This window comes from Nocardiopsis potens DSM 45234 (assembly GCF_000341105.1).
GTDB classification, from domain to species: Bacteria; Actinomycetota; Actinomycetes; order Streptosporangiales; family Streptosporangiaceae; genus Nocardiopsis_A; species Nocardiopsis_A potens.
The window spans coordinates 21,787-48,468 of record NZ_ANBB01000047.1 but is presented as its reverse complement, the minus strand read 5'-3'; the positions used below and the strand labels follow the sequence as shown (position 1 = coordinate 48,468).

Here is a 26,682-nt window from a genome sequence, read left to right as displayed (position 1 = left end):
TTGCCCGGAGAGGAGAAACGCCTCGTGGAGACCGCGTGAGACCTCGCTCTTCGGAGTTGGCGGCGGTCGGTGAAGCAGGAAGAAGACCAGCGAGAGGAACGCTGAGATTCACTCAACGGTCAGCCGAACAGCAGGCGCCAGGTGCCCAGCCGCACCGAGAGCAGGTGCGCGGCGACCAGGACCAGCACGGTCGCGGCGATCAGCACGGTGTCCGCGCCGGACCACCGGCTGGTGCGGGCGTGGGTGCGCGGCCCGGTGCCGAACCCGCGCGCGTCCATCGCGGTGGCCAGCAGCGTCCCGGTGCGGATCGCCCGGACCAGCAGCGCGAAGGCCTTCCCGGTGAACTGCGCGGCCAGCGCCGCCGGGTTGCGCCCCGGCTCCAGGCCGCGGGCCCGCCGGGCCAGGGTGAGGGTGCGCCAGTGCCCGACCAGCAGCGGGATCAGCCGCAGTGCGGCCAGCACCCCCAGCGCGGGCCGCTCCGGCACCTTCAGCCGCTGCACCAGCGCGTCGGCCGTCTCGGTCGGGTCGCTGGTCAGCGCGACCAGCACCCCGGGCAGCGCGATCGCCAGCAGCCGCACCGCCAGGCCGAACGCGGTCATCGGACCGCTCTCGCCGAACAGCAGGTTGACCAGGCCGACGGAGAACGCGGCCAGCACCAGCGGCACGCCGACGGTGAGCAGCGCCCGGCGCTCCAGGCCGGCGAACGGCAGCAGCAGGACGGTCGCGGCGAGCACCGCGCCCGCGGTCACCGGGTCGACCGCCGGGATCAGCCCGGCGGCCACCAGCAGCGCGGCGATGATCTTGGCCGCCGGGTTGCGGCGGCGCAGCACCCCGGTCACCGGCCGCTCCCCACCGCGGGCGCCACGCCGCCGCCGGCCACCCTCAGCTCCACGTCGGTGAACGGGCCGAGCAGCCGCTCGTCGTGGGTGGCCATGACCACGGCGCGGCCCTGCGCGCGCAGCTCCGCCAGGAGCGCCACCAGCTCGGCCCAGGTGCAGGCGTCCTGGCCGAAGGTGGGCTCGTCGAGCAGGAGCACGTCGGGGGCGTGCGCCGGGCCGGAGGAGAGCGCGGTGGCCACCGAGAGCCGCCGCTTCTCCCCGCCGGAGAGGGTGTAGGGGTGGACCCCGGCCAGCGGGGCCAGCCGGAGCCGCTCCAGAAGCTCGTCCACCCAGGCCGCGGCGGTCTCCGGGGCCAGCCCGGCCCGGCGCGGGGCGAACTCCAGCTCGTCCCGGACGGTGGCGGTGACGAACTGGTCCTCGGCGTGCTGGAAGACGGTGCCCAGGTGGCGGGCGAGCCGCCGGGCCGGCCAGCGGCCCAGGTCGCGGCGGTCCACCGCGGCCAGCGCGCCCTCCGGCCGCACCGCGCCGGCGTCCGGGCGGGCCAGCCCGCCCAGCAGGGTGAGCAGGGTCGACTTCCCGGCGCCGTTCGGCCCGGTCAGCGCGGTGGTGGCGGAGCCGGCCACGGCCGCCTCCACCCGGTCCAGGACGGTGCGCCGGCGGCGCGGGTCGGTGCCGGGGCCCAGCGGCTCCAGCGCGGTGCACCCGGCCGCGCGGATCAGCACCTCCCCGGTGGCGCCGGAGGCGCCGGGCGCCCGCGGCTCGTGGCCGGGCACCCACACCCCGCGGGCGGCCAGGGCCGCCCCGTGCCGGGCGAACACCTCGGCGGGCGGGCCGTCGGCGACCACGCCGCCGCCGGGTTCGACCACCACCACCCGGTCGACCAGGCCGACCGCCTCGGCCACCCGGTGCTCGACGACCACCATGGTCGCCGAGCTCTCCGCGGCCAGCCCGGCCAGCACCCCGCGGATCTGCGCGGCGCCGTCCGGGTCGAGGTTGGCGGTGGGCTCGTCGAGCAGCAGCAGCCGGGGCCGCATCGCCAGCGCGCCGGCGATGACCAGGCGCTGCTTCTCCCCGCCGGAGAGCGCCGCGGTGGAGCGCTCCGGGCCGTGGCCGAAGCCGGCCGCGTCCAGCGCCTCCCGGACCCGGCCGCCGATCAGCGCCGGGTCGGTGCCGGTGTTCTCCAGGCCGAACGCGACGTCGTCGCCGGCCCGCGCCATCACCAGCTGGGTCTCCGGGTCCTGGGCGACCAGGCCGGTGCCGCCCCGGCCGCGCTCGGCCGGGGCGCCGTCCACGGTGAGCTCGCCCTCCTCCTCCCCGGTGATGGCCGACTCCGGTCCGGTCAGCCCGGCCAGGGCGTGCAGCAGCGTGCTCTTGCCGGCGCCGGAGGGGCCGAGCAGCAGCACCCGCTCGCCGGGCTCGATCTCCAGGTCGACCCCGCGCAGCGCCCACTCCTCGCGGCCGGCGTGCCGCCAGCCCCAGCCGCGCAGCCGGACCCGCGCGCCGCTCATCCGCGGGCCGAGGGGAAGGGGGTGAGCGCGCCGGCCCGGGCCAGGGCGGTGGTGAGCAGCCGGCCGCCGACCCCGGCGATCAGCATCGAGCTGATGGCGACGCAGACCGCGTAGGCGGCCATGAAGGAGGCGGGCCAGTCGGCGTAGGACATGGTGAGGTCCATGCCGATCGGGGCCAGCGCGGCGGCCGCGGCGGCCAGCACCGAGGCGGCCATGCCCCAGGAGCGGTACCGGCCGGCCAGGAAGACCAGCTCCGGCAGGAGCCCCTGGAGGAGGCCGGCGACCAGCACGATCATGCCCCAGTGCGTGCCCAGCAGCGCGGAGACCGTGGCGGCGGCGACGGAGGTGAGGACGCCCGCGCCGGGCTTGCGCAGCACCAGCATGCCGAGCACGCCGGGCAGCAGCCAGATGCCGTAGATGACCGCCTGGGCCGGCGGGAAGAAGATGAACAGCGGTTCGGTGGCCTGCCAGAGCATGCCCCAGAACCAGAACACGACGCCGATGGCGACGCCGAGCACCGCGGCGACGACGATGTCCACGGTGCGCCAGGCGTACGGCGAACGCCGGGTAGAGGTCTTCACGAACGGGTCCCTTCGCGTCGGTGAGGACACGAGAGGGCTCAGGCCAAGAGCACCCGGTGCGGACTCCTCCGGGTGGAACACACGACTTCCTTCGCTGGCATGATCCAGATCAGGTGTCTAAGGGTCTGCGGGGTCTCCGCACTCTCAGCGCCGAAGCGCTCCCCTGTCGGTTTCCACCCATTATGCGGGTTTTCGCCGTTCAGCGCAGCACGATCCCGTCCTCCATTCCGCGGTGCGGCTCCGGAACGGCCACCAGGCCCATCTCCGCGGCCGAGCGGAGCGCCGGGTGCCGGGGCAGCACCCGCACCGTGTAGCCGCCGGAGCCCGCCCTGGTCAGCGGGGCCGAGCCGGTGTAGCGGTGCTGCCCCTGCGCGCCGCCGGTCCGCTCCAGCACGGCGACGGCCGGCGCCACCAGCCGGTCGTCCGCGTCGACCCGGCCGACCAGCGCCTCCACCTGGACGTCGTCCGGGTCCAGGTCGCCGAGGAGGACCGTGGCGCTCAGGTCCAGCGCACCCCCGGCCTGCGGCGGCTCCCCGGTGCCCGCGTCGATCCCGCCGGCCTCGACGTGCTCGATCCGCACCCCCGGCCAGCCGGCCCGGACCCGGGCCTTCCAGGCGGCCAGCTCGCGCGCGCCGGCCGCGCCGTCCTCCAGCAGCGCCCGCGAGGAGGCCGCGGCGCCCTGGTAGTAGCCCGCCACGTAGTCCTGGACCATCCGGGTGGCCAGCACCTTCGGCCCCAGCGAGACCAGGGTGTGCTTGACCATCTCCAGCCAGCGCTTGGGCAGGCCGTCGCCGTCGGCGTCGTAGAAGAGCGGGGCGACCCGGTCCTCGATGAGCTCGTAGAGCGCGCGGGCCTCCAGGTCGTCGCGGCGGTCGGGGTCGGAGACGCCGTCGGCGGTGGGGATCGCCCACCCGTTGGAGCCGTCGAACCACTCGTCCCACCAGCCGTCCCGGACCGACAGGTTGAGGCCGCCGTTGAGCGCCGACTTCATCCCCGAGGTGCCGCTGGCCTCCAGCGGGCGCAGCGGGTTGTTCAGCCACACGTCGCTCCCCTGCACCAGGGAGGCGGCCAGGTCCATGTCGTAGTCGGGCAGGAAGACGATGCGGTGCCGGACCTCGGGACGGTCGCTGAACCGGACGATCTCCTGGATCAGCCGCTTGCCGCCCTCGTCGGCGGGGTGCGCCTTGCCCGCGACGACGATCTGCACCGGCCGGTCCGGGTGGAGCAGCATCCGGGTGAGCCGGTCCCGGTCGCGCAGCATCAGGGTGAGGCGCTTGTAGGACGGCACCCGGCGGGCGAAGCCGATGGTGAGCACGTCCGGGTCGAGCACGCCGTCGATCCAGCCCAGCTCGGCGCCGCTGGCCCCGCGGGCCCGCCAGGAGGCGCGCAGCCGGGCCCGGGTCTCGGCCACCAGCCGCTCGCGCAGGGTGCGCCGCATCCGCCACAGCTCGCCCTCGTCGGCGCGGACCACCTTGCGCCAGCCCTCGGGCCGGTTGAACTCGGCCGAGTCGTCGACCATCGCCGCGGCCAGCTCCTGGGCCTCCTCGGCCACCCAGGTGCGGGCGTGCACCCCGTTGGTGACCGAGCCGATCGGCACCTCGTCCGGGTCGAACCCGGGCCACAGCCCCTGGAACATGCCCCGGCTGACCGCCCCGTGCAGCCGGCTGACCCCGTTGGCCCGCTGGGCCAGCCGCATGCCCATCACCGCCATGTTGAACACGTCGGGGTCGCCGCCCGGGTAGTCCTCGGCGCCGAGCTCCAGCACCCGGTCGGCGGGGAGCCCGGGCACCGCCGGGGAGTCCCCGGCCAGGTGGGCGAGGACCAGTCCGCGCGGGAACCGGTCGATGCCGGCGGGGACCGGGGTGTGCGTGGTGAAGACGGTCCCGGCCCGGGCGGCCTCGACCGCCTCGGCGAAGCCGAGCGGCGCGCCGTCCACGCCGCGGCCGTCCATGTACTCGCGGACCCGCTCCAGGCCGAGGAAGCCGGCGTGCCCCTCGTTCATGTGGAACACCTCGGGCCGGGGGTGGCCGCCGATCTCGCAGTAGAGCCGGACCGCGCGCACCCCGCCCACGCCGAGCAGCAGCTCCTGGCGGAGCCGGTGCTCCCCGCCGCCGCCGTACAGCCGGTCGGTGACCGCGCGCAGGGCGGGCGGGTTGCCCTCGTGCACCGCGTCCAGCAGCAGCAGCGGCACCCGGCCCACCCGGCAGACCCAGACCCGGGCGGTGAGCCGCTCGCCGCCGGGCAGGTCCACCCCGACCTCGGCGGGGGCGCCGCCGGGGCCGGCCAGCCGGGTGATCGGCAGGCCCTGCGGGTCCACCTCGGGGTAGGACTCCAGCTGCCAGCCCTCCCGGGAGAGGGTCTGGGAGAAGTAGCCGTGCCGGTAGAGCAGCCCGACCCCGATCAGCGGGACGCCCAGGTCGCTGGCGCTCTTCAGGTGGTCGCCGGCGAGGATGCCCAGGCCGCCGGAGTACTGCGGCAGCGCGGCGGCCAGGCCGTACTCGGCGGAGAAGTAGGCGACGGCACGCGGCCGCTCCGCCCCGTCCGCCCCCTGGTACCAGCGGGGCTCGCCGAGGTAGGCGTCCAGGTCGGCGGCGGCCTCGCCGAGCCGGGCGCGGAACGCGGCGTCGGCGCGGAGTTCGGCGAGGCGCTCCCGGCCCACCTCGCCCAGCATCCGGTAGGGGTCGCGGCCGACGGACTCCCACAGCGCGGGGTCGACCGCGGCGAACACTTCGCGGGTCGGGGCGTGCCAGACCCAGCGCAGGTTGGCCGCGAGCCGGCCCAGCGCGGACAGCTCTTCGGGCAGAACGGTACGTACGGTGAATCTCCGGATCGCCTTCACGGACCGTGAGGCTAGTCAATGCGCGGCCGGTGCGCGAGCCTTTCCGGGCCGTTTTCGTGATTTCACCGAGAATTCAGTGCAGAGCGCCGCCCGAATGCCGGGCGGAGTCCGAACCGAATCCTATTCATGCCCTCGTTGCCGCTGTTATCGGAGTGCACACCTGCACCCAATGACCGATTCGCCGGAATCAACACGAAAGAAACATGTCTAAAACCACGGGGATATCCGTATTCGCGCTGTGACGACAATCACAAAAATAATCGCGGTCGGACTGTCGGCACCGGCGTTCCGGGCCCCGACGATAGGACAGTGAGACGCGGCTCCTCCGTCCCGGAATCAGTCAGTTGAAACACGCGGCATCACGCTGAAACACCCTTCTCTGCCCGAAACCCGACGCACGGGCGGCACACGGGGGAACACCGGGAACATCCAGAGCCGGTACGGCATGCCCGAAAAACACCCGGCATAGATCCCGACATAGATATCGATGGTGCTCTTGTGATCGGACGAATTCCCATTCTCGACGTCGCCCCCGTGCTCGGCTACGGGACCGCCTGCGCCGCCGCCGGCGAGGCCTTCCCGGTGAGCGCCACCGTCGTCCGCGAGGGCCACGGCGCCCTCGGCGCGGCGGCGGTGCTCTACGACGCCAAGGGCCGGCGCGCCGCACAGGCGCCGATGGCCGAGGCCGCCCCCGGCACCGACCGCTACACCGCCCTGCTCAGCGCCCCCGAGCCGGGCCGCTGGACGTTCGCGGTGGAGGCGTGGGCCGACCCGTTCGCCACCTGGCTCCGCCGGGCCGAGGCCAAGATCCCGCTGGACCAGGACACCGAGCTCACCCTGGAGGAGGGCGCCCGGCTGGTGGAGCGGGCCGCCCGCCGGGTGCCGCGCCGCCCCGAGCTGGCCGCGGCCGCCGGGCGGATGCGCGACGCCTCGCTGCCCGCCGCCGAGCGGCTGGCCCTGGCCCGCTCCGCGGAGGTCGCCGGCTCGCTGGCGGCCAACCCGCTGCGGGAGGGCACCACCCGCAGCAAGCGGTTCCCGCTGACCGTGCACCGCCGCCGGGCCCTGGTCGGCTCCTGGTACGAGTTCTTCCCGCGCTCGGTGGGCGCCGAGTACGACGAGGCCGAGGGCCGGTGGCGCTCGGGCACCCTGCGCTCCGCCGCCAAGCGGCTGCCGGCCATCGCCGACATGGGCTTCGACGTGGTCTACCTGCCGCCGATCCACCCGGTGGGGCGCTCCTTCCGCAAGGGCCCGGACAACTCCCTGCACGCCGGGCCGGACGACCCCGGGTCGGTCTGGGCGATCGGCTCCGCCGAGGGCGGGCACGACGCGGTCCACCCCGACCTGGGCGACATCGGCGACTTCGACGCGTTCGTCGCCGAGGCCGCCGCGCACGGCATCGAGGTCGCCCTCGACCTGGCCCTGCAGTGCTCGCCGGACCACCCCTGGGTGGCCGAGCACCCGGAGTGGTTCACCGCCCGCCCGGACGGCTCGATCGCCTACGCGGAGAACCCGCCCAAGAAGTACCAGGACATCTACCCGCTCGACTTCGACAACGACCCGGAGGGCCTCTACGCCGAGGTGCTGCGGGTGGTCCGGCACTGGATGGCGCACGGGGTGCGGATCTTCCGGGTGGACAACCCGCACACCAAGCCGCTGGCGTTCTGGGAGCGGCTGCTCGCCGACGTCGCCGCCTCCGACCCCGACGTGCTCTTCCTGTCCGAGGCGTTCACCCGGCCGGCCATGATGCACGCGCTGGCCAAGGCCGGGTTCCACCAGTCCTACACCTACTTCACCTGGCGCAACGGCAAGGAGGAGCTCGAGGAGTACCTGACCGAGCTGTCCGGGGACGCCGCCGCCTACATGCGCCCCAACCTGTTCGCCAACACGCCCGACATCCTGCACGCCTACCTCCAGCACGGGGGCCGGCCGGCGTTCGAGGTGCGCGCGGTGCTCGCCGCGACCCTCTCCCCCTCCTGGGGCGTCTACTCCGGTTTCGAGCTGTGCGAGAACGTCCCGGTGCGCGAGGGAAGCGAAGAATATCTCGCCTCCGAGAAATACCAGTACAAACCGCGGGACTTCGACGCGGCCGAGGCCGCGGGAATGTCGATCATTCCGCTTCTGCGCAGGCTAAACTGTGTGCGGCGCGACCACCCGGCATTGCAAGAACTGCGCAACCTGCGGTTCCACCATGTCGACCAGCCCGAGCTGATCTGCTATTCGAAACGGCTGGCCGGGACCGGCGACCAGGAGGGGGACGACACCGTACTGGTGATCGTCAACCTCGATCCGCACCGCACCCGCGAAGCGACCGTGCGGATCGACATGCCCTCTTTGGGGCTCGACCGCGGCGCTTCGTTCACCGTCACCGACGCGCTCTCGGGCGATTCCTACACCTGGGGAGAGGCGAATTACGTCCGCCTCGACCCGAATGTCCAGTCCGCTCACGTCTTCACAGTCGACCCGGCCGGCAGCACCCCGTGAAAAAGGGTCCGACCGGCGGACGCACTGGAACGCCAACTGGTGGAGTTGTTCTCGTGACCACACCCGATCCGGTGCTCGGCACCCGTCAGGCTCCCCCCGCCCCCGTGCCCGACACCTTCTCCGAGGAACCGCCCCGGAACCCGTACTGGTACAAGCACGCGGTCTTCTACGAGGTCCAGGTCCGCGGCTTCCACGACTCCAACGGCGACGGGGTCGGGGACCTGCGGGGGCTGATCGACAAGCTCGACTACCTCTCCTGGCTCGGCATCGACTGCATCTGGCTGCTGCCGCTGTACGAGTCGCCGCTGCGCGACGGCGGGTACGACATCTCCGACTACATGACGATCCTCCCCGAGTTCGGGAAGATCGCCGACTTCGTGGAGCTCATCGAGCAGGCGCACCGGCGCGGCATCCGGATCATCACCGACCTGGTGATGAACCACACCAGCGACCAGCACCCCTGGTTCCAGGCGTCCCGGTCGGACCCGGACGGCCCCTACGGCGACTTCTACGTCTGGGCCGACGAGACCGACCGGTACGCCGACGCCCGGATCATCTTCGTCGACACCGAGCACTCCAACTGGGCCTACGACGAGGTGCGCGGCCAGTACTACTGGCACCGGTTCTTCTCCCACCAGCCGGACCTCAACTTCGAGAACCCGGCGGTGCAGGAGGCCGTGCTGGAGGTGCTGCGGTTCTGGCTCGACCTGGGCATCGACGGGTTCCGGCTGGACGCGGTGCCCTACCTCTACGAGCGGGAGGGCACCAACTGCGAGAACCTCAAGGAGACGCACGAGTTCCTCAAGCGGGTGCGCGCCGAGGTCGACCGGCTCTACCCGGACCGGGTGCTGCTCAGCGAGGCCAACCAGTGGCCCGCCGACGTGGTCGACTACTTCGGCGACTTCGAGTCCGGCGGCGACGAGTGCCACATGAACTTCCACTTCCCGCTGATGCCGCGGATGTTCATGGCGGTCCGCCGCGAGCAGCGCTACCCGATCTCGGAGATCCTCGCCCAGACGCCGCGCATCCCGCGCAACTGCCAGTGGGCCATCTTCCTGCGCAACCACGACGAGCTGACCCTGGAGATGGTCACCGACGAGGAGCGGGACTACATGTACGCCGAGTACGCCAAGGATCCGCGGATGCGGGCCAACGTGGGCATCCGGCGCCGCCTCGCCCCGCTGCTGGAGAACGACCGGAACCAGATCGAGCTCTTCACCGCGCTGCTGCTCTCCCTGCCCGGATCGCCGGTGCTCTACTACGGCGACGAGATCGGCATGGGCGACAACATCTGGCTGGGCGACCGGGACGCGGTGCGCACCCCGATGCAGTGGACCTCCGACCGCAACGCCGGGTTCTCCCGGTGCGACCCGGGCCGGCTCTACCTGCCGCTCATCCTCGACCCGGTCCACGGCTACCAGGCGCTCAACGTCGAGGCCCAGCGGGACGACCCCGGGTCGCTGCTCAACTGGACCCGCAAGATGATCGGGATCCGCAAGCGGCACCCGGTCTTCGGCACCGGCGAGTTCACCGAGCTGCACGCCAGCAACCCGAGCGTGTTCGCCTTCGTGCGGGAGTACGGCGACGACCGGATGCTCTGCGTGAACAACCTGTCCCGCTTCCCGCAGCCGGTCGAGCTGGACCTGCGCCGCTTCGAGGGGGCCACCCCGGTGGAGTGCACCGGCGGCGTCCGCTTCCCTGCCATCGGCGAACTGCCCTACCTGCTCACCATGCCCGGCCACGGCTTCTACTGGTTCCAGCTGCCGCCGGTGGCCGAGGCCGACGGTCCCACCCGGGACGACCGCACCCGGGACGCACGCGAAAGGAAGCGGGCCTCAGTCTCATGACCCAGTTGGAGGAGCTCCTCGCCCGATGGATGCCGCGGCAGCGCTGGTTCGCCGGCAAGGGCGCGCCGGTCGAGAAGGTGCTGATCGAACGCGAGCACCCGATCGGCGGCGCCGACCCGGGCCCGCACGGGCCGGGGATGCGCGCGCTGGTGGTCGCCGTGCACCAGCCCGGCGGCCGCGCGCGCTACCTGGTCGTCATCGGGCTGTGCGCCAAGGGGCGCCTCCGCGACGAGCTGGCGCACTGCGCCATCGGCGCGTGCACGGTCGGCGGCGCCCGGCGCACCGTCTACGACGCCCTGCACGACCCGGAGCTGACCGGGAGGCTGCTGCGCCGCATCGCCCGGGGCGCCGGGACCGGACCCGTCCGGTTCCGGCGCCTGCCGGAGCCCGCCGAGCCGATCGCCACCGGGATGCGCAGCCTGGTGCACACCGGCGAGCAGTCCAACACCACCCTGGTGTTCGGCGAGCGCTACGTGCTCAAGACGTTCCGCCGGCTCTGGCCCGGGCTCAACCCCGACCTGGAGCTCAACCGGGCGCTGTCCGGGTCGCCCTGCGCCGCCCGGCCGCACGGCTGGATCGAGGTGGACGTCGAGGCCGACGACGGCGGGGGCGAGGTGCCCACCACCGTGGCCATGCTCCAGCAGTACCTGCGCAGCGCCACCGACGGCTGGGTGCTGGCCGCCACCAGCGTGCGCGACCTCTACGCCGAGCCCGGCACCCCGCCGGGCGAGGCCGGCGGCGACTTCGCCGGGGAGGCCGAGCGGCTCGGCGCGGCCACCGCGGAGGTGCACCGCGCGCTCGCCCGCGCCCTGCCCACCGACGTGCTCTCCCCCGGCGCGCTGCGCGACCTGGCCGACGCCATGGCGCACCGCCTGGAGACCGCGGTGGAGCAGGTCCCCGGGCTCGCCCCGTACCGGGAGGCGCTGCGCGGCGCCTACGACGACTTCGCCCGGGTGCAGGCGCCGCTGCCGGTGCAGCGGGTGCACGGCGACTTCCACCTCGGCCAGGTGGTCCGCACCGACCGGGGCTGGGTGCTGCTGGACTTCGAGGGCGAGCCGGCCGTCCCGGTCGCCGAGCGCCGCCGCCCGTCCAGCCCGCTGCGCGACATCGCCGGGATGCTCCGCTCCTTCGACTACGCGGCCCGGCACCAGATGATCGGCAGCGCCGACGAGGAGGCGCTGGCCCCGGCCGCCCGGGCCTGGGCCCGGCGGAACCGGGACGCGTTCTGCGCCGGCTACGCCGCGGCCGGCGGCGTCGACCCGGAGAAGCACGCCGTGGTGCTGCGCGCCTTCGAGTACGACAAGGCGGTCTACGAGGTCCTCTACGAGGCGCACAACCGCCCGACCTGGCTGCGCATCCCGCTGGACTCGATCGCCTCGCTGGCCGGCCCGCCCCGCTAGCCCGCCCCCTCCCGCCAGACACCTACGACGCTAAGGACCTCCATGACCACGCCCCCGCCCACCGAGGAGATCGACCGGCTCGTCTCCGGCCGGCACCACGACCCGCACGGGCTGCTCGGCGCGCACCCCCGCCCGGACGGGACGGTGCTGCTGCGCGCGCTGCGGCCGCTGGCCCGCACCGTGCACGCGGTCCTCCCGGACGGTTCCCGGGTGCCGATGGAGCACGTGCACAACGGCGTGTTCGCCGCGGCCGTGCCGGGCGCCTCCGCGCCCGACTACCGGATCGCCGCCGGCTACGGCGACGGCGCGGAGTCGGTCTCCGACGACCCCTACCGGCACGCGCCCACCGTCGGCGAGCTGGACCTGCACCTCATCCGCGAGGGGCGGCACGAGGAGCTGTGGCGCGCGCTGGGCGCGCACGTCCGCGCCTTCCCGTCCGCCCTCGGCGAGGTGCGCGGCACCTCGTTCGCGGTGTGGGCGCCCGGCGCCCGGGGCGTCCAGCTGATCGGCGACTTCAACCACTGGGACGGCACCGCGCACCCGATGCGGTCGCTGGGCTCCAGCGGGGTCTGGGAGCTGTTCGTGCCCGGCGTCGGCGACGGGGCCCGCTACAAGTACCGGGTGCACGGCCGGGACGGCGGGGTCCGGGACAAGGCCGACCCGGTGGCGTTCGCCGCGCAGTGCCCGCCGGAGACCGCCTCGGTCGTCTACACCTCCGCGCACCGGTGGCGCGACGAGGCGTGGCTGGCCGAGCGGAAGGCGGCCGAGTGGATCCGCCGCCCGATGAGCGTCTACGAGGTGCACCTGGGGTCCTGGCGGCCCGGCCTGGGCTACCGCGAGCTCGCCGCCGAGCTGGTGGAGTACGTCCGCGAGATGGGCTTCACGCACGTGGAGTTCATGCCGGTCTCCGAGCACCCGTTCGGCGGGTCCTGGGGCTACCAGGTCACCTCCTACTACGCGCCCACCTCGCGGTTCGGCACGCCGGACGAGTTCCGCGCGCTCGTGGACGAGCTGCACCGGGCCGGCATCGGGGTGCTGCTGGACTGGGTCCCGGCGCACTTCCCCCGGGACGACTGGGCGCTGGCCCGGTTCGACGGCTCGCCCACCTACGAGCACCCCGACCCGCGCCGCGGCGAGCACCCCGACTGGGGCACCCTCATCTTCGACTACGGCCGCACCGAGGTGCGCAACTTCCTCATCGCCTCCGCGCTGTACTGGCTGGAGGAGTTCCACATCGACGGGCTGCGGGTGGACGCCGTCGCCTCGATGATCTACCTGGACTACTCCCGGGAGTCCGGCGAGTGGGCCCCCAACCACGAGGGCGGGCGGGAGAACCTGGAGGCGATCGAGCTGCTCAAGGAGCTCACCGCCACCGCCTACCGGCGCAACCCGGGGATCATGATGATCGCCGAGGAGTCCACCGCCTGGGAGGGCGTCACCCGCCCCACCGACGCCGGCGGCCTGGGCTTCGGCTTCAAGTGGAACATGGGGTGGATGCACGACACCCTGGAGTACCTCAAGCGCGACCCGGTGCACCGGCAGTACCACCACGACGAGGTCACCTTCTCGATGGTCTACGCCTACAGCGAGAACTACGTGCTGCCGCTCTCCCACGACGAAGTGGTGCACGGCAAGGGGTCGCTGCTGTACAAGAACCCCGGCGACGAGTGGCGCCGGTTCGCCGGGCTGCGCGCCCTGCTCGGCTACATGTGGGCCCACCCCGGCAAGCAGCTGCTCTTCATGGGCGGCGAGATCGGCCAGGGCGAGGAGTGGTCGCACGAGGCCGGGGTGCAGTGGTGGCTGCTCGACCACGCCTTCCACCGCGGAGTGAAGGCGCTGGTGAAGGACGTCAACGCCGCCTACCGGGGCCGTCCGGCGCTGTGGTCGCTGGACACCGACCCGGCCGGCTTCCAGTGGATCGACGGCGGCGACGCCGCCGGCAACACGCTGTCCTTCCTGCGCTACGGGGCGGACGGCTCCGCGCTGGCCTGCCTGGTCAACTTCTCCGCGGTGCCGCACCGGCGGCGCCGGATCGGGCTGCCGGCCGCCGGCGCCTGGCACCGGGTGCTGGACAGCGACGCCGAGCGCTACGGCGGCAGCGGCTACGGCGGCGGCGTGCCCGCGTCGGTGCAGGCCGTCGCCGAGCCGTGGCACGGGCAGCCCGCGTCGGCCGTGCTCGACCTGCCGCCGCTGGCCGCGGTCTGGCTGGAGGCCGAAAGTACGGTGCGCTGATCCGGGCAAGACCGGCCGAATGACCGATTCCTCCGGAACGGCCCCTCCCCGTATCGTCGGACGCCGGTCCTGAAGACCGGTTCCGACGAGACGGGGGGCGACGTGGCCGGAGAACGGCGGCGCATCGAGGTGCTGGACGTGCTGCGCGGGTTCGCGCTGTGCGGGATCCTGCTGGTGAACATCGGTCCGATCACCCACATGGGGTACGAGGCGATCGAGGCGGGCCGGATCTCCGGCCCCGCGGCCCCGGAGCTCTGGCTGAACATGCTGGTGGCCGGCCGGTTCTTCCCGATCTTCTCGTTCCTGTTCGGGATCGGCTTCGCGATCTTCCTGGACTCCGCCGCCGACCGGCACCCGCGGCCCCGGCTGCTGCTGCTCCGCCGGCTCGTCGCCCTCGGGCTGCTCGGCGCGCTGCACCAGGTGGTCCACCCGGGCGAGGCGCTGCTGCCCTACGCCGTGTTCGGCCTGCTCGTGCTGGTGCCGGCGAGCTTCCTGCCGCGCTGGGCGGTACTGGCCGGCGGCGCGGCCGGGACGGTCGCCGGGGTCACCGTGGTGAGCGGCGGGATACTGCTGATCCCCGGGATGTTCCTGCTCGGCATGGCGGTCGCCCGGTACCGGGTCCCGCAGCGGCTGGACCGGCTCACCGGCTGGACCGGGCTCGCCTTCGCGCTGTTCGCCGCGGCCGCGGTGCCCGCGGCGCTCTGGCAGTGGGGCGAGGTGGAGAACACCGGGTTCAGCACCTCCAGCGCGGTCGCCGGCCTGGTCATGGCCGGGGCGTACGTGACCGGGCTGTGCCTGCTCATGCGCACCCCCCTGGCCGGGGCGCTGCACCGGCTGTTCGCCCCGCTGGGCCGGATGGCGCTGACCAACTACACCACCGCGACGCTGGTGGTGCTGGCCGCCGGGTGGGCGCTGGACTTCTCCGCCCAGGACCGGTGGGGCGCCCTGTTCGCGCTGGCCGCCGCGGTGCTCGCGGCCCAGTGGGTGCTCTCCTCGCTGTGGCTGCGCGCCTTCCGGTACGGCCCGCTGGAGTGGGCCTGGCGGTGCGCGACCTGGTGGAAGGTGGTCCCGCTGCGCCGCGGGACCCGGCCGGAGGAGCGGCGGGAGGCCCCGGCCGCGGCCTGACCGCGCCCGCCCCTCGGCAGGGGAGGGGTTCTCCGCTACGCGTTCTTCTTGTACTCGGTGATGTCCATCGAGGCGGCCACCTCGTCGTAGACCTTGGCGTAGGCGGGGTCGGCGGCCGGGACGTACACCAGCACGTCGCTCTCGGGCAGGAACCACATCCGCACCTCGAAGGCGGCCCCGCCCTCGCAGCCGACCTCCCAGACCCGGTGGTGCGACTTGAGTCCGTCGGCGTGCTGGGTCAGCTCGCCCTTGCCCACGGTGAACACGGCCTTCTGCGCCTTCTTGCCGTCCGCGCCGGGCGCCAGGCACGCCTTGTCGCCGCCGGTCCAGCCGTCCTCCTTGTTGAAGGCGGAGCCCTTCTTCGGCCACTTGCCCGGGTCGCTCGCCGCGGCCTTGGGCAGCACCTGCACCGCGCCGTAGCCGCACGCCTGGCCGCCGGGCGGGGTCATGCACAGCGTGCCGCCCTCGGTGGTCGCCGCCCAGTCCTGGGGCACGTCGATCGCGATGCCCTGGAACTCGGTGGGCGTGTAGGAGGACTCCGCGGCCGGGACGACCTCGCTGTAGGCGTTCTCCGCCGTGGCCCGCGCCTCCTCGGGGGCCTCCCCGCCCCCGCCGCACGCCGCCGTGAGCAGGAGCAGCGCCGACGCCCCGCCGGCGCGCACAGCCGCTCTACCCCACATCGCCTCTGCCTCCAAGGTCGGCCGATCGGACGGAACCGACCATAGCGGGCCCGGCGGGCTCCCCGCGCCGCGCCTCGGCTCAGTAGCCTGGTGGGCATGGCGGACCTTGCACAGCTTCTCGAACCACTGGCCGGGCTCCGGGACAGGCGGCGCGCGCCGCTGGTGCTGGAGCTGGATCTGACCGAGGCGATCATCGACGAGCCGGCGGCCCCGCCGGTGGCGCAGCTGCTGGGGCGGCGCCGGCAGCGCTTCGCCGACGTGATCGAGGGGGTCCGCAGAGGCGCGCACGACCCGCAGGTGGCCGCGCTGGTCGCCAAGGTCGACGGGCGCTCCCTCGGGTTCGCCAAGGTGCAGGAGGTGCGGGACGCGGTGCGCGCCTTCCGCGCCGCGGGCAAGCCCACCGTCGCCTGGGGCGAGTCGATCGGCGAGTTCGGCCCCAGCACCGTCGGCTACTACCTGGCGACCGCGTTCGAGGAGATCGTGCTGGGCCCCACCGGCACCCTCGGGCTCACCGGCATCTCCATGCGCGCCTACTTCCTGCGCGAGGCCGCCGAGCGGCTCGGCATCGAGACCGAGGCGGGTGCCCGGCACGAGTACAAGACCGCGGTGAACATGCTGACCGAGCGGGACTTCACCGAGGCCCACCGGGAGGCCGCCGAGCACCTGGTCTCCTCGCTGTCGGAGCAGGTCCGCGAGGGCATCGCCGAAGCGCGCGGGCTGACCGCGGAGCGGGTCGCCGAGCTGACCGCCCGCGGGCCGCTGCTGGCCGGCGAGGCGCTGGAGGCCGGGCTGGTCGACCGGCTCGCCTACCGGGACGAGGTCTATGCGGAGCTGCTCGGCCGGTTCGGCGAGCCGCGGCTGCGCTACGTCCCCCGGTACAACCGGCACAAGGCGGCCGAGCGGGTGCCCGCGCCGGGCCGCCAGGACCAGATCGCGCTGATCACCGCGCACGGGGCGATCCACAGCGGCCCCAGCCGGCGCTCCCCGGTCTCCGGTTCGGCCAGCGCCGGCTCGGACACGGTGGGCGCGGCGTTCCGCGCGGCCCGCCGCGACCCCTCGGTGCGGGCCGTGGTGTTCCGGGTGGACAGCCCCGGCGGTTCGCACTCGGCCTCCGACGTGATCCGCCGCGAGGTCCGGCTCACCTGCGAGGCGGGCACCCCGGTCATCGTCTCCATGGGCGACGTGGCCGCGTCCGGCGGCTACTACGTGGCGCTGGGCGCCCGGAGCGTGGTGGCCCAGCCCGGCACCATCACCGGGTCGATCGGCGTGTTCATCAGCAAGCCGGTCACCGCCGGGCTGCTGGAGAAGCTGGGGGTGGGCACCGGCAGCGTGGACAGCGACCCGCACGCCGCCATGTTCGAGCCGGCCCGCCGGTTCACCGAGTCCGAGTGGGATCGGGTGAACGCCCTGCTGGACGCGGTCTACGCCGACTTCACCGGCAAGGTCGCCGAGGCCCGGGGGCTCGATGCCGAGCAGGTGGACCGGCTGGCCCGGGGCCGGGTGTGGAGCGGCGCCGACGCGCACCGCAGCGGCCTGGTGGACGAGCTGGGCGGCCTGGAGACCGCGGTGCGGCTGGCCCGCGAGGCGTCCGGGGCCGAGGGCGCGCCGCTGCGCCCGTTCCCCCGGCCCAACCCGGTGGAGCGGCTGCGCCCGGCCGAGTCCAGCGAGGAGCGGACCGCCGCGCAGGGCCGGCTGGACGCCTGGGGCCCGCTGGCCGAGCTCTCCGCCCGGCTCGGGCTGCCCGCCGAGGGCGTGCTCACCCTCCCCGGCGACTGGCGGGTCCGGTGAGCGACTACACCGAGGCGATGGCCGCCCTGCCCACGGGGGTGTGCGTGGTCACCGTGAACGACGACCGGGACGACATCGGCAGCACGGTGAGCGCGTTCGCGTCCATCTCCGCCGACCCGCCGATCGCCATGCTCAGCGTGATCGCCGACGGCTACCTGCGCGAGGTGATCGACGAGCGGCGCGCCTTCGCGGTGAGCGTGCTCGGCGAGGGCCACCGGGCGATCGCCGGGAGGTTCTCCGCCGAGGGCCGGCCCAGCGCCCGGCTGCTGCTCGCCGCCGAGGAGCACCACCGCGGCGCGGCCACCGGCGCGCTGGTGCTGGACGGGGCGCTGGCCGCGTTCGAGTGCGCGGTGCTGCAGCGGACCGAGGTCGGCGACCACGTGGTCTACTTCGCCGAGGCGGCGGTGCTGCCGGAGGTGGCCGGCGCCCGCGCCGGCTCCTCCCCGCTGCTCCGGTACGGCGGGCGGTACCGCACCCTCGGCTGATCCAAACTCTCTGCAGAGGTCGGATCGCACCCCCCGGCCGGGAGCCCGTTCTGCTGGCGGCGCCAGTTCACAGGCTCCCGGCCGGAGGGTGCAATGGAGGCATGGACGGCTTCTACACGGTTCTCGGCATCCTCGCGGTCGGTCTCATCCTGGCCATGATCCTCTGACCCTGGAACACGCCCTCGACCGAGCCCGACGGGACACCGGTCCGCCTTCCCGTCGTCCTTCCCCCACCGCGATGGCCGCGGCCATCGCGGAAGGGGCGGGATCCTCCGGCCGGGCCCCCGCTCAGGCCAGGCCCTTCTCCTGCAGCCAGTCGGCGGCGACGTCGGCGGGGCTCTCGTGCTCGATGCTGACCCGCTCGTTGAGCGCGACCAGGTCCTCGGTGGTGAGTTCGGCGGAGACCGCGTTCAGCGCCTCGCGCGCCGCGTCGTCCACCGAGGCGTCGTGGATCAGCGGCACCACGTTCTGCGCGCCGAAGACGTTCTCCGGGTCCTCCAGGGTGACCAGGTCCTCGGTGGCGATCGCCGGGTCGGTGGTGAACAGGTTGGCGGCCTGGATGTCGCCGTCGGTGAGGGCCTGCGGGAGCAGCGCCGGCTCCAGCGACTCGAACCGCTCGAACTCCAGCCCGTAGGCCTTCTCCAGCCCGGGGACGCCCTGCGGGCGGCTCTCGAACTCCGGCGGGCCGCCCAGCACCATGTCCCCGGCGGCCTCGGACAGGTCGCCGATCTCGGTGAGGTCGTTCTCCTCGGCGGTCTTCCGGGTGACGGTGATCGAGTCCTTGTTCTCCGCGGCGGCGGAGTCCAGGATGCTCAGCCCGTCGGGCAGCGCCTCCTCGACCCGCCCGTCGGTCTCCTCCCGGTTCCCCGGCTCGGCCTCCTGGTCGAGGTAGAGCAGGATGCCGCCGTTGTACTCGGGCAGCACCGACAGGTTCCCGGACTCGATCTGGTCGTAGTAGACCTCCCGGCTGCCGATGTTGAACTTGGTCTCCACCTCCTGGCCGGCGTTCTCCAGCGCCTGGGCGTAGATGTTGGCGAGCAGGGTGGACTCGGGGAAGTCGGCGGAGCCGACGACGAGCGCGCCGCCGGAGCCGTTGGCGGCGCCTCCCTCGGAGTAGGGGTCGGAGGCCCCGCAGGCGCCCGCCGCCAGCAGCAGCGGGACGGCCGCGGCCGCGGCGGTGATCCGGGTCGGGATGGCCATGGCGCACCTTCTCGGTTCGTGGACGTCGGGGACGGGTTCAGCGGCGGCCGGCGGCCGCGCCCGCGCGCAGCCCCCGTGCCACCGCCACTCGACTGAGCAGGGCGAAGAACGCGATGACCAGCACCGCCAGCAGGACGACCAGCAGCGACCCGCCGGCGACCATGCCGAACTCCTGCCGCTTCTGCCCGTCGAAGATGAACTTGCCGAGGCCGCCGGCCCCGGCGTAGGCCGCGATGGTGGCGGTGGCGACCACCTGGATCGCGGCGGTGCGCAGGCCCAGCAGCACCATCGGGGCGGCCACCGGCAGCTCCAGCCGGAGCAGCACCTGCGGTGCGCGCATGCCCATGCCCCGGGCGGCGTCGGTGAGGCCGGGCTCCACCGCGCGGACCCCCTCGTAGGTGTTGACCAGGATCGGCGGGATCGCCAGCACCACCAGCGCCACCTCGATCGGCACCAGCCCGATGCCCATCACCAGCACCACCAGGAACATCACCCCGATGGTGGGCAGCGCCCGGCCGACGTTGGCCAGCGTCACCGCGAGGAAGCCGCCCCGCCCGGTGTGCCCGGTGAGCAGGCCCGCCGGGATCGCGATCAGCGCGGCGACGGCCATCGCCAGCGCCGAGTAGAGGACGTGCTCGCCGAACCGGGCCGGGATGCCGGCCGGGCCGGACCAGTTGGCCGGGTCGGAGAACCAGGCCGCCATCAGGTCGCCGACGTTCACCGCCGCACCTCCGCCCCGGTGCGCCGCGCCCACGGGGTGAGCAGCCGCTGCACCAGTACCAGCACCGCGTCCACCAGGAAGGCCAGCGCCACGGTGAGCAGCACGCCGACGATGATCGGGGTGGCGAACCGGTTGTTGAAGCCGTCCCGCAGGATCAGCCCGCCCAGCCCGCCCAGGCCGACCAGGGAGGCGACGCTGACCATGCTGATCGTGGAGACCGCGGCGACCCGCAGCCCGGCGATCACCGCGGGGACCGCGACCGGGAGCTCCACCTGGAGCAGCCGGCGCAGCGGGCCGAAGCCCATCGCGACGGCGGCCTGGCGGACGTGGTCGGGCACCTGGCGCAGCCCGTCCACCACGTTGGGCACCAGGATGGCCAGGGTGTAGGCGGCCAGCGGCAGCACCGCGGTCCAGATGGTCAGCCCGGTGTAGGGCAGCAGCAGGAAGAAGAGCGCGATGGAGGGCAGCGCGTAGAGCACGTTCACCGCGCCGAGCAGCGGCGGGTAGGCCTTCGGCCAGCGCGCGGCGGCGATGCCCAGCGGCAGGGCGGCCAGCAGGCCCAGCGCGATCGGGATCAGCGAGAGCTGGAGGTGCTGGAGCAGGGCGGTGCCGATCGGGTCGGCCAGGCCCCGCTCGATCCACCCCCAGTGGATCAGGCCGTCGTCACCCATCGGGGCTCCCCACCGACCAGATGGCGGCGCCCAGGTCGGTCTGGGCGACGACGCCGACCACCGCCCCCTCCGCGTCCACCCCGACCGCGCGCCCCGCCGGGGAGAGCACCGCCGCGTCCAGCGCGGCGCGCAGCGAGTCGGTCCGCACGTGGAAGATGTGGCCGTAGCCGACCAGCTCCATCCCGTCCAGCGGCCGCCCGGCGGGGGTGCGGGCCAGTTCGTCGGCGGAGACCCAGCCCAGCGGGCGGCACGCGCCGTCGGCGACCAGCAGCCACGGCTCGCCGGTCCGCTCGGCCAGCGCGAGCGCCTCGCCCGCGGTGGCGCCGTGGTCCAGCACCGCGTCGCTGCGCAGCTGCAGCGCCGAGGCGGGGAAGAAGGAGAGCCGGCGCACGCCGCGGTCGTAGCCGATGAACCGCTCGACGAACTCGTCGGCCGGCTCGGCCAGCAGCCGCTCCGGCGGGTCGTACTGGGCCAGCCGGCCGCCGGGGCGGAACACCGCGATGCCGTCGCCGAGCTTCACCGCCTCGTCGATGTCGTGCGTGACGAAGAGGATGGTCTTGTGCAGTTCGCCCTGGAGGCGGATCAGCTCGTCCTGCAGGCCGGTGCGGACCACCGGGTCGACCGCGCTGAACGGCTCGTCCATCAGCAGCACCGGCGGGTCGGCGGCGAGCGCGCGGGCCACCCCGACCCGCTGCTGCTGCCCGCCGGAGAGCTGGTGCGGGTAGCGGCGCCCCTGGGCCGCGTCCAGCCCGACCAGCTCCAGCAGCTCGCCGGCGCGGGCCCGGGCCTTGCGCCGGCCCCAGCCCAGCAGCAGCGGCACGGTGGCGACGTTGTCCAGCACGGTGCGGTGCGGGAACAGACCGGCCTGCTGGATGACGTAGCCGATGGAGCGGCGGAGCAGCGCGGGGTCGCGGTCGGTGACGCTCCGGCCGTCGATGGAGACGGTGCCGGAGGTGGGCTCCACCATCCGGTTGACCATCCGGAGGGCGGTGGTCTTGCCGCTGCCCGAGGAGCCGACGAAGACGGTGGTGCGCCCGGTGGGGGCCTCCAGGTCCAGTCCGTCCACGGCCACGGTGCCGTCCGGGTAGCGCTTGCCCGCGCCCTCGAAGGTGATCATCGTCCGGTCGCGATCCAGGTGGGGAGTTCGTTCAGGGAGTCGATGACGACGTCGGCGTACTTGGCGTCGGGCCGGTCGGCGTGCAGGTAGCCGAGCATGCCGCGGCGGATGAGCGCGGTGCGCATGCCGGCCGCGCGGGCGGGCAGCACGTCGTTGTCGACCCGGTCGCCGACGTAGAGGATCTCGGCCGGGGCGACGCCGGCGGTCTCGGTCACCCGGGTGAAGAACGCGGGGTCGGGCTTCTGCACGCCCCACTCGTCGGAGACGTGCACCCCGTCGACGGGCAGCTCCATCGCCTCCAGCGCGGGGCGGGCCTGGACCGGCTGGTTGCCGGCGATGACGACGGACAGCCCCATCGCGCGCAGGGCGCCCAGCGCGGTGCGCACGTCGGGGTAGAGGTCCTCGGCGTCGAAGCCGTCGGCGAGGGTGCCGGGGTCCTCGGCGCGCCAGGCGCGCACCTCGGCCTCCAGCTCGAAGTCGGGTTTGACCAGCCGGAACGCGTCCATCAGCGGGCGCCCCTGGGCGAGCAGGCCGCCCATCAGGCCGAAGAAGGCCAGCCGCGGCACGCCCAGCCGGTCGGCCCAGCGGGAGAAGATGCGCGTCTCGTCCACGAGGGTCTCGCCGACGTCGAACACCACACTGCGAATCGTCACGAATGGGACGCTAACACGGGCGGACGACGGAGTGCGGTCACCACGCTCATTTCCTACTCATTCAGTGGACTTTTTCCGCTCGCTTCGGCGGCGGCCGCAGCACCGCGAACTCGTCGGTGACCTCCAGGTGCGACACCCGGAACCGGAAGACCGCCGCCGGGCGGCCGCCGGAGCGGCCGGAGGGCACCGAGCGCCCGGTCTCCTCGATCTGGCCGCGGCGGAGCAGCACCCGGCGCAGGTTGGTGGCGGCGACGTCGTGCCCCAGCGCGGCCCGGTAGTACCCGGAGAGCTGGGACATGGTGAACTCGGGCGGGGCCAGGGCGAACCCGATGTTGGTGTAGGAGAGCTTGGCGCGCAGCCGGCGCCGCCCGGAGTGCACGATCGCGGCGTGGTCGAAGCCCATCGGCGGCAGCTCGGAGATGGCGTGCCAGGCGGTGTCGTCCGGGATCACCGGCTCGTTGTGCGCGGGGACCAGGCCCAGGTAGGCGGTGGCCAGGGTGCGCCCCGCCGGGTGCCGGTCGGGGGCGCCGCGGGTCTCCAGCTGCTCCAGGTGCGCCAGGTCGCGGACGTCGACCTTCTGCGCGAGCTGGCGGCGCATCGACTGCCCCAGCCCCTCGTCCGCGCCGAGCCGCCCGCCCGGCAGCACCCAGTCGCCCTCGAACGGCGGCCGCGCCCTGCACCACAGCAGAACGCACAGCCGACCGGCCCTGACCTGGAAGACGACCGCGAGCACCTCGTGCGCAGCCACCCCCACCCGGGCCTCCTCCACGTCTCGTACCGCGCCTGTCCCTCCCATGACCCCCCATGTTAGGCTGTCTCAAGTTTTTGCCTGAAAGACCAAAACCCGTGAAGGAAGTACCGGACATGACCGAACCGGGCCGGGCCGCCGAGATCCGCCGCCTCGCGGACGAACAGGGCGCCGTGATCCTCGCGCACAACTACCAGCGGCCGGAGATCCAGGACGTCGCCGACCACACCGGCGACTCCCTCGCCCTGTCCCGGCTGGCGGCCCGGGTGGAGGCCGAGACCATCGTCTTCTGCGGGGTCCACTTCATGGCCGAGACGGCCAAGATCCTCGCCCCGGAGAAGACCGTGCTCCTCCCCGAGCCGGAGGCGGGCTGCTCGCTGGCCGACACCATCACCGCCGAGGACGTCCGGGCCTGGCGGGCCGAGCACCCGGACGCGGTCGTCGTCGCCTACGTCAACACCACCGCCGCGGTCAAGGCCGAGACCGACATCTGCTGCACCTCCTCCAACGCCGCCGACGTCATCCGGTCCATCCCGGCCGACCGGGAGATCCTCTTCCTCCCCGACCAGTTCCTCGGCGCCCACGTCAAGCGGGTCACCGGGCGGGAGAACATCCACGTCTGGATGGGCGAGTGCCACGTGCACGCCGGCATCGACGGGCAGACCCTGCGCGAGCGCGCCGCCGCCGAGCCCGACGCCGAGCTGTACGTGCACCCCGAGTGCGGCTGCGCGACCTCCGCCCTCTACCTGGCCACCTCCGGCTCGGTCCCCGAGGAGCGGGTGAAGGTGCTCTCCACCGGCGGCATGCTCGCCGCGGCCGAGAAGACCCGCGCCGACAAGGTGCTCATCGCCACCGAGACCGGCATGCTGCACCAGCTGCGCGCGGCCAACCCGACCACCGTCTTCGAGCCGGTCAACCCGCGTGCCGAGTGCCACTACATGAAGATGATCACCACCGACAGCCTGCTCCGCTCGCTGCGCACCGGCTTCGGCGAGATCACCGTGGACACCGGCACCGCCGACCGGGCGCGCCGCTCGGTGCAGCGGATGATCGAGATCGGCCCCCCCTCCCGCGGCGGCGAGTGAGCCCCCGCCGCCTCGGCCGCCCCGGCCCCGCTACGGGGCCCGGTGCGGCGGATCCTTGAAGAGCCCGCCCCGGGGCGACACCACCCGGCCCCGCCCCGGGGCGACCGCGGGGCGATCACGGAGCCGCGGCCGGCGGCCCCGGAACCGTGCTCCGGCGGGGCGCCGCCGGCGGCCGGTCCGCGCACCTCCCGCCGACGCCCCGCACCTCCGTGACACCGAGAGTCCCGAGGGGAAGGCGGCCGCGAGGCGTCCTCCGGCACCCACCGCCCCGCCCCGGGGCGAGCGCAGAGCCGCGGCCGGCGCCCCGGACCACCGGTGGGAAGAGCCCGCCCCGGAGCGGGGCCCCTGCCCCCCGCAACGCCGGAATCATCCCGGGAGGAAGGCGGAGGAAGGCGGCAGCGAGGCGATCTCCGGCGCCCATCGCCCGGCACCGGCCCGGGACCCGGTGCGGCGCGGCGGATCCGCGTCCCCGCCGCACCCGCTCCGGCGGCACCTGGAATTCCCCCCGGGGACGAACCGGGCGTTCCGCACCGGGGCGGCCGCGGCGGCGCGCGGCGCCCCGGGCGCCCTGCCCACGGGGCCGATATCGGGAGGACGGTAACGAACTCCTCACCGTCGGGACACACATCGCCGACTCCGCGAGCGCGCCGGTACCGGTCCGGCTAGCGTCGGGTCCTACCGCGGAGGACGCCCCTGATGACGACGGAGCCGGAGCGGCGCTACGACGCCTTCGCCCCCGCCCTGTACCGGTACTGCTGGTCCCTGGTCGGCCCGCAGGCGGCGGAGGCCGCGCTGCGGCGCGCCCTGCTGGCCGCGCCGCGGCTGGCCGGCGAGCTCTCCGACCCCGACGACCTGCAGCCGTGGCTGTTCGCGCTGGCGCGCACCGCCTGCCGGCGCCACGGGTTCGCCGCCGCCTCCCCCTATGCCGCCCTGGCGGCCTCCGCCGAGGAGCGGCCGGTCGCGCAGATGCTCGCCGGGCTGCCGCCCAGCTCCCGCGAGATGCTCGAACTCCACCTGCGGCACGGGCTGACCGCCTCCCAGATCGCCAAGGTCTGCGGGCTGGACCGGGAGACCTGCGGCGAGCTGTGCCGCGCGGCCGAGCGGCGCGCCGCCGAACTGCTGCCCGACCCGGCCGCCGCCCTGGCGCTGCTGGAGCCGCCCGGACCGCCGCCCGGCCTGCTCTCCGGCCCGCTCGGCGGCCGCGCGGAGGCGGCCGAGGCCGCCGGGGAGATGCGCCCGCTGGGCCCCGACGGGTTCCCGCTGCACCGCCGCCGCGAAGCGGACCGCCCCGCCGGGCCGGAGGCGGCCCCCGGGCCGGCCGGGGCCGCGGAGGAGCCCCGCGAGCAGGCGCCCCGGCCGCTGCCCGGAGACCGGGTGACCACCGCCGACGTGGGCGTCCCGCTCCGCCCCGAGCAGGCCCGCGACGAGCACCGGGCCTGGTCCTGGGCGGCGGTCTCCGGCCTGGTCACGGTCGCACTGGCGCTGATGCTCTCGGCGGCGGTGCTGCTCAGCGGCCCGGGCACGGTGGCCGGCGCGGGCCCGCCGCCGATCGGCACCGGCGCACCGGCCACCGCCCGGTCCACCGCGCCCGCCGATCCCGGGGACACCCCCGGCGAGGCGCCCTCGCCCCGGACGGGACCCTCCGCCGCCGCCTCGCCCGGCGGCGAACCGGACTCCGGGGAATCCGGGAGGACCGGGGAGCCGGGCGCCGCCCCGACGGGCGGCCCGTCCGCCCCGCCGGCCGCACCGGAGGAGCCGGCCCCCGAGCCGTCCCGCACCGCCGACCCCGCTCCCCCTCCCCCCGAACCGAGCGGCACCGCCCCGCCCCCCGCCGAAGACCCTCCGGCGGCGGGACCGGTCACCCGGCTCCTGGACGGCATCGCCCGGTTCTTCACCCCTGAATGACCGCCGGACGCCCGCACTCCGCCGCCCCCGGGCGAACGATGCTCTTGACGTTGCAGGGGCATCGGAGCGGTTGGTTTCCAGCATCCGTTGCAACACCGCAGACCAGAGGACAGGGGGAGCCACTGGTCGGTCAGTCGGGCGCGGCGCCCCACGGAGCGAAGGTCCAGGCTGGCGGCGACGGCGCAGGTGGGGGCGTGGCGGAGGCGGTCACCCGGGCGCGGCGCCTCACGGGGCGGGGGTTCAAGCAGGCGGCGACGGCAGCAGTGGGGACCGGCCAGTCGGTCGGGCGCGGCCCCCAGGGGGCGAGGGCTCAGGCAGGCAGCGAAGGCGGGAAGGGGCACCGGCCAGTCGGTCGGGTGCAGCGCCCCACGGGGCAGGGGCTCAAGCGGGCGGCGAAGGCGGTGGGTGGGCACCGGCCGGTCGGTCGGGCGCGGCGCCCCGCGGAGTACAGGTTCAGACCGGCGGCGACGGCAGCGGTAGGGGCGGGGTGCAGATGGTCGCCCGGGTGCCGGGCCCCACGGGGCGGGGGTTCAAGCAGGCAGCGAAGGCGGCGGTGGGGACCGGCCGGTCGGTCGGGTGCGGCAGAGCGGGCGGGGCGGCCGGGGTGGGCCGGGGCGGCGGGTTCGCCGTGCCCGCGTCGCCCCGGGCGCCGGGGCCGGCCGCCGCTGAAACCGCTGCACCTCTTTGACCTGGGCGAATACTCAGGGTGATGGCGGTGTGGGGCGCCCTGCGCACCGCGAGAGCACCCCGGTGATTCCCGGGCGCGCATCCCGGGCC

General features: G+C 74.4%; 20 protein-coding genes and 1 riboswitch. Of the genes, 9 read left to right on the top strand and 11 right to left on the bottom strand.

Going from position 1 to position 26,682, the window contains the following annotated elements; all coding sequences use genetic code 11:
* Positions 1–119 precede the first annotated feature (119 nt).
* The 4 genes from D459_RS0119550 to glgP all read right to left on the bottom strand — a co-directional run bounded on the left by D459_RS0119550 (position 120) and on the right by glgP (position 5,767).
* Positions 120–839 (bottom strand): energy-coupling factor transporter transmembrane component T family protein, encoded by a 720-nt coding sequence (locus D459_RS0119550; protein ID WP_017594695.1) that lies wholly within the window; start codon positions 837–839, stop codon positions 120–122.
* Positions 836–2,347 carry an ABC transporter ATP-binding protein gene (locus D459_RS0119545; protein ID WP_017594694.1) on the bottom strand — a complete coding sequence of 504 codons (1,512 nt, stop codon included), beginning with the start codon at positions 2,345–2,347 and terminating at the stop codon, positions 836–838. The genes D459_RS0119550 and D459_RS0119545 overlap by 4 nt, the downstream gene beginning before the upstream one ends.
* Complete coding sequence (locus D459_RS0119540; protein WP_026120562.1) at positions 2,344–2,928, bottom strand: ECF transporter S component; 585 nt, start codon at positions 2,926–2,928, stop codon at positions 2,344–2,346. The genes D459_RS0119545 and D459_RS0119540 overlap by 4 nt, the downstream gene beginning before the upstream one ends.
* A 69-nt stretch (positions 2,929–2,997) precedes the next feature.
* A riboswitch (TPP riboswitch) is annotated at positions 2,998–3,103 on the bottom strand.
* A gap of 24 nt (positions 3,104–3,127) precedes the next feature.
* A complete protein-coding gene (gene glgP, locus D459_RS0119535; protein ID WP_017594692.1) occupies positions 3,128–5,767 on the bottom strand; it encodes an alpha-glucan family phosphorylase in 2,640 nt (879 codons plus the stop codon).
* A gap of 498 nt (positions 5,768–6,265) precedes the next feature.
* Here glgP and D459_RS32190 point away from each other — a divergent pair, with 498 nt between their 5' ends.
* The 5 genes from D459_RS32190 to D459_RS0119510 all read left to right on the top strand — a co-directional run bounded on the left by D459_RS32190 (position 6,266) and on the right by D459_RS0119510 (position 14,852).
* Positions 6,266–8,248 carry an alpha-1,4-glucan--maltose-1-phosphate maltosyltransferase gene (locus tag D459_RS32190; RefSeq protein ID WP_040710548.1) on the top strand — a complete coding sequence of 661 codons (1,983 nt, stop codon included), beginning with the start codon at positions 6,266–6,268 and terminating at the stop codon, positions 8,246–8,248.
* A gap of 104 nt (positions 8,249–8,352) precedes the next feature.
* Positions 8,353–10,095 (top strand): maltose alpha-D-glucosyltransferase, encoded by a 1,743-nt coding sequence (gene treS / locus D459_RS0119525; RefSeq protein WP_241485082.1) that lies wholly within the window; start codon positions 8,353–8,355, stop codon positions 10,093–10,095.
* On the top strand, positions 10,092–11,495 hold the full coding sequence (locus D459_RS0119520) for a maltokinase N-terminal cap-like domain-containing protein (protein WP_020380259.1): 1,404 nt from the start codon (positions 10,092–10,094) through the stop codon (positions 11,493–11,495). Before treS ends, D459_RS0119520 begins: the two co-directional genes overlap by 4 nt.
* Positions 11,496–11,537: 42 nt before the next feature.
* Complete coding sequence (gene glgB / locus D459_RS0119515; protein ID WP_017594688.1) at positions 11,538–13,727, top strand: 1,4-alpha-glucan branching protein GlgB; 2,190 nt, start codon at positions 11,538–11,540, stop codon at positions 13,725–13,727.
* A gap of 102 nt (positions 13,728–13,829) precedes the next feature.
* Complete coding sequence (locus tag D459_RS0119510; RefSeq protein WP_017594687.1) at positions 13,830–14,852, top strand: DUF418 domain-containing protein; 1,023 nt, start codon at positions 13,830–13,832, stop codon at positions 14,850–14,852.
* 35 nt (positions 14,853–14,887) lie between these two features.
* On the opposite strand, the gene D459_RS0119505 is transcribed toward D459_RS0119510, so the two are convergent.
* Positions 14,888–15,514, bottom strand: a complete 627-nt coding sequence (locus D459_RS0119505; RefSeq protein WP_017594686.1) for a hypothetical protein — start codon at positions 15,512–15,514, stop codon at positions 14,888–14,890.
* A gap of 114 nt (positions 15,515–15,628) precedes the next feature.
* Here D459_RS0119505 and sppA point away from each other — a divergent pair, with 114 nt between their 5' ends.
* Positions 15,629–17,320 (top strand): signal peptide peptidase SppA, encoded by a 1,692-nt coding sequence (sppA, locus tag D459_RS0119500; RefSeq protein ID WP_026120559.1) that lies wholly within the window; start codon positions 15,629–15,631, stop codon positions 17,318–17,320.
* On the top strand, positions 17,317–17,805 hold the full coding sequence (locus D459_RS0119495) for a flavin reductase family protein (RefSeq protein WP_017594684.1): 489 nt from the start codon (positions 17,317–17,319) through the stop codon (positions 17,803–17,805). Before sppA ends, D459_RS0119495 begins: the two co-directional genes overlap by 4 nt.
* A gap of 288 nt (positions 17,806–18,093) precedes the next feature.
* Here D459_RS0119495 and D459_RS0119490 read toward each other — a convergent pair whose 3' ends face one another.
* The 6 genes from D459_RS0119490 to D459_RS0119465 form a co-directional block, all read right to left on the bottom strand.
* Positions 18,094–19,005 (bottom strand): ABC transporter substrate-binding protein, encoded by a 912-nt coding sequence (locus D459_RS0119490; protein ID WP_017594683.1) that lies wholly within the window; start codon positions 19,003–19,005, stop codon positions 18,094–18,096.
* A 37-nt stretch (positions 19,006–19,042) separates the two neighbouring features.
* Positions 19,043–19,708, bottom strand: a complete 666-nt coding sequence (locus D459_RS0119485) for an ABC transporter permease (protein WP_394296698.1) — start codon at positions 19,706–19,708, stop codon at positions 19,043–19,045.
* A gap of 14 nt (positions 19,709–19,722) precedes the next feature.
* A complete protein-coding gene (locus tag D459_RS0119480) occupies positions 19,723–20,397 on the bottom strand; it encodes an ABC transporter permease (RefSeq protein ID WP_017594681.1) in 675 nt (224 codons plus the stop codon).
* Positions 20,390–21,514 carry an ABC transporter ATP-binding protein gene (locus tag D459_RS0119475; protein WP_017594680.1) on the bottom strand — a complete coding sequence of 375 codons (1,125 nt, stop codon included), beginning with the start codon at positions 21,512–21,514 and terminating at the stop codon, positions 20,390–20,392. Before D459_RS0119475 ends, D459_RS0119480 begins: the two co-directional genes overlap by 8 nt.
* Positions 21,511–22,161 (bottom strand): HAD family hydrolase, encoded by a 651-nt coding sequence (locus D459_RS0119470; RefSeq protein ID WP_040710572.1) that lies wholly within the window; start codon positions 22,159–22,161, stop codon positions 21,511–21,513. The genes D459_RS0119475 and D459_RS0119470 overlap by 4 nt, the downstream gene beginning before the upstream one ends.
* A gap of 67 nt (positions 22,162–22,228) precedes the next feature.
* Positions 22,229–22,963 carry an NUDIX hydrolase gene (locus tag D459_RS0119465; protein WP_051065486.1) on the bottom strand — a complete coding sequence of 245 codons (735 nt, stop codon included), beginning with the start codon at positions 22,961–22,963 and terminating at the stop codon, positions 22,229–22,231.
* 68 nt (positions 22,964–23,031) lie between these two features.
* On the opposite strand from D459_RS0119465, the gene nadA reads away from it, so the two are divergent.
* Positions 23,032–24,000: a quinolinate synthase NadA gene (gene nadA / locus D459_RS0119460; protein WP_017594677.1), complete on the top strand. Its 969-nt coding sequence runs from the start codon at positions 23,032–23,034 to the stop codon at positions 23,998–24,000.
* A gap of 696 nt (positions 24,001–24,696) precedes the next feature.
* The gene (locus D459_RS37380) at positions 24,697–25,905 is read left to right on the top strand and encodes a hypothetical protein (protein WP_051065485.1); all 1,209 of its coding nucleotides are present in this window, start codon (positions 24,697–24,699) and stop codon (positions 25,903–25,905) included.
* Positions 25,906–26,682 lie beyond the last annotated feature (777 nt).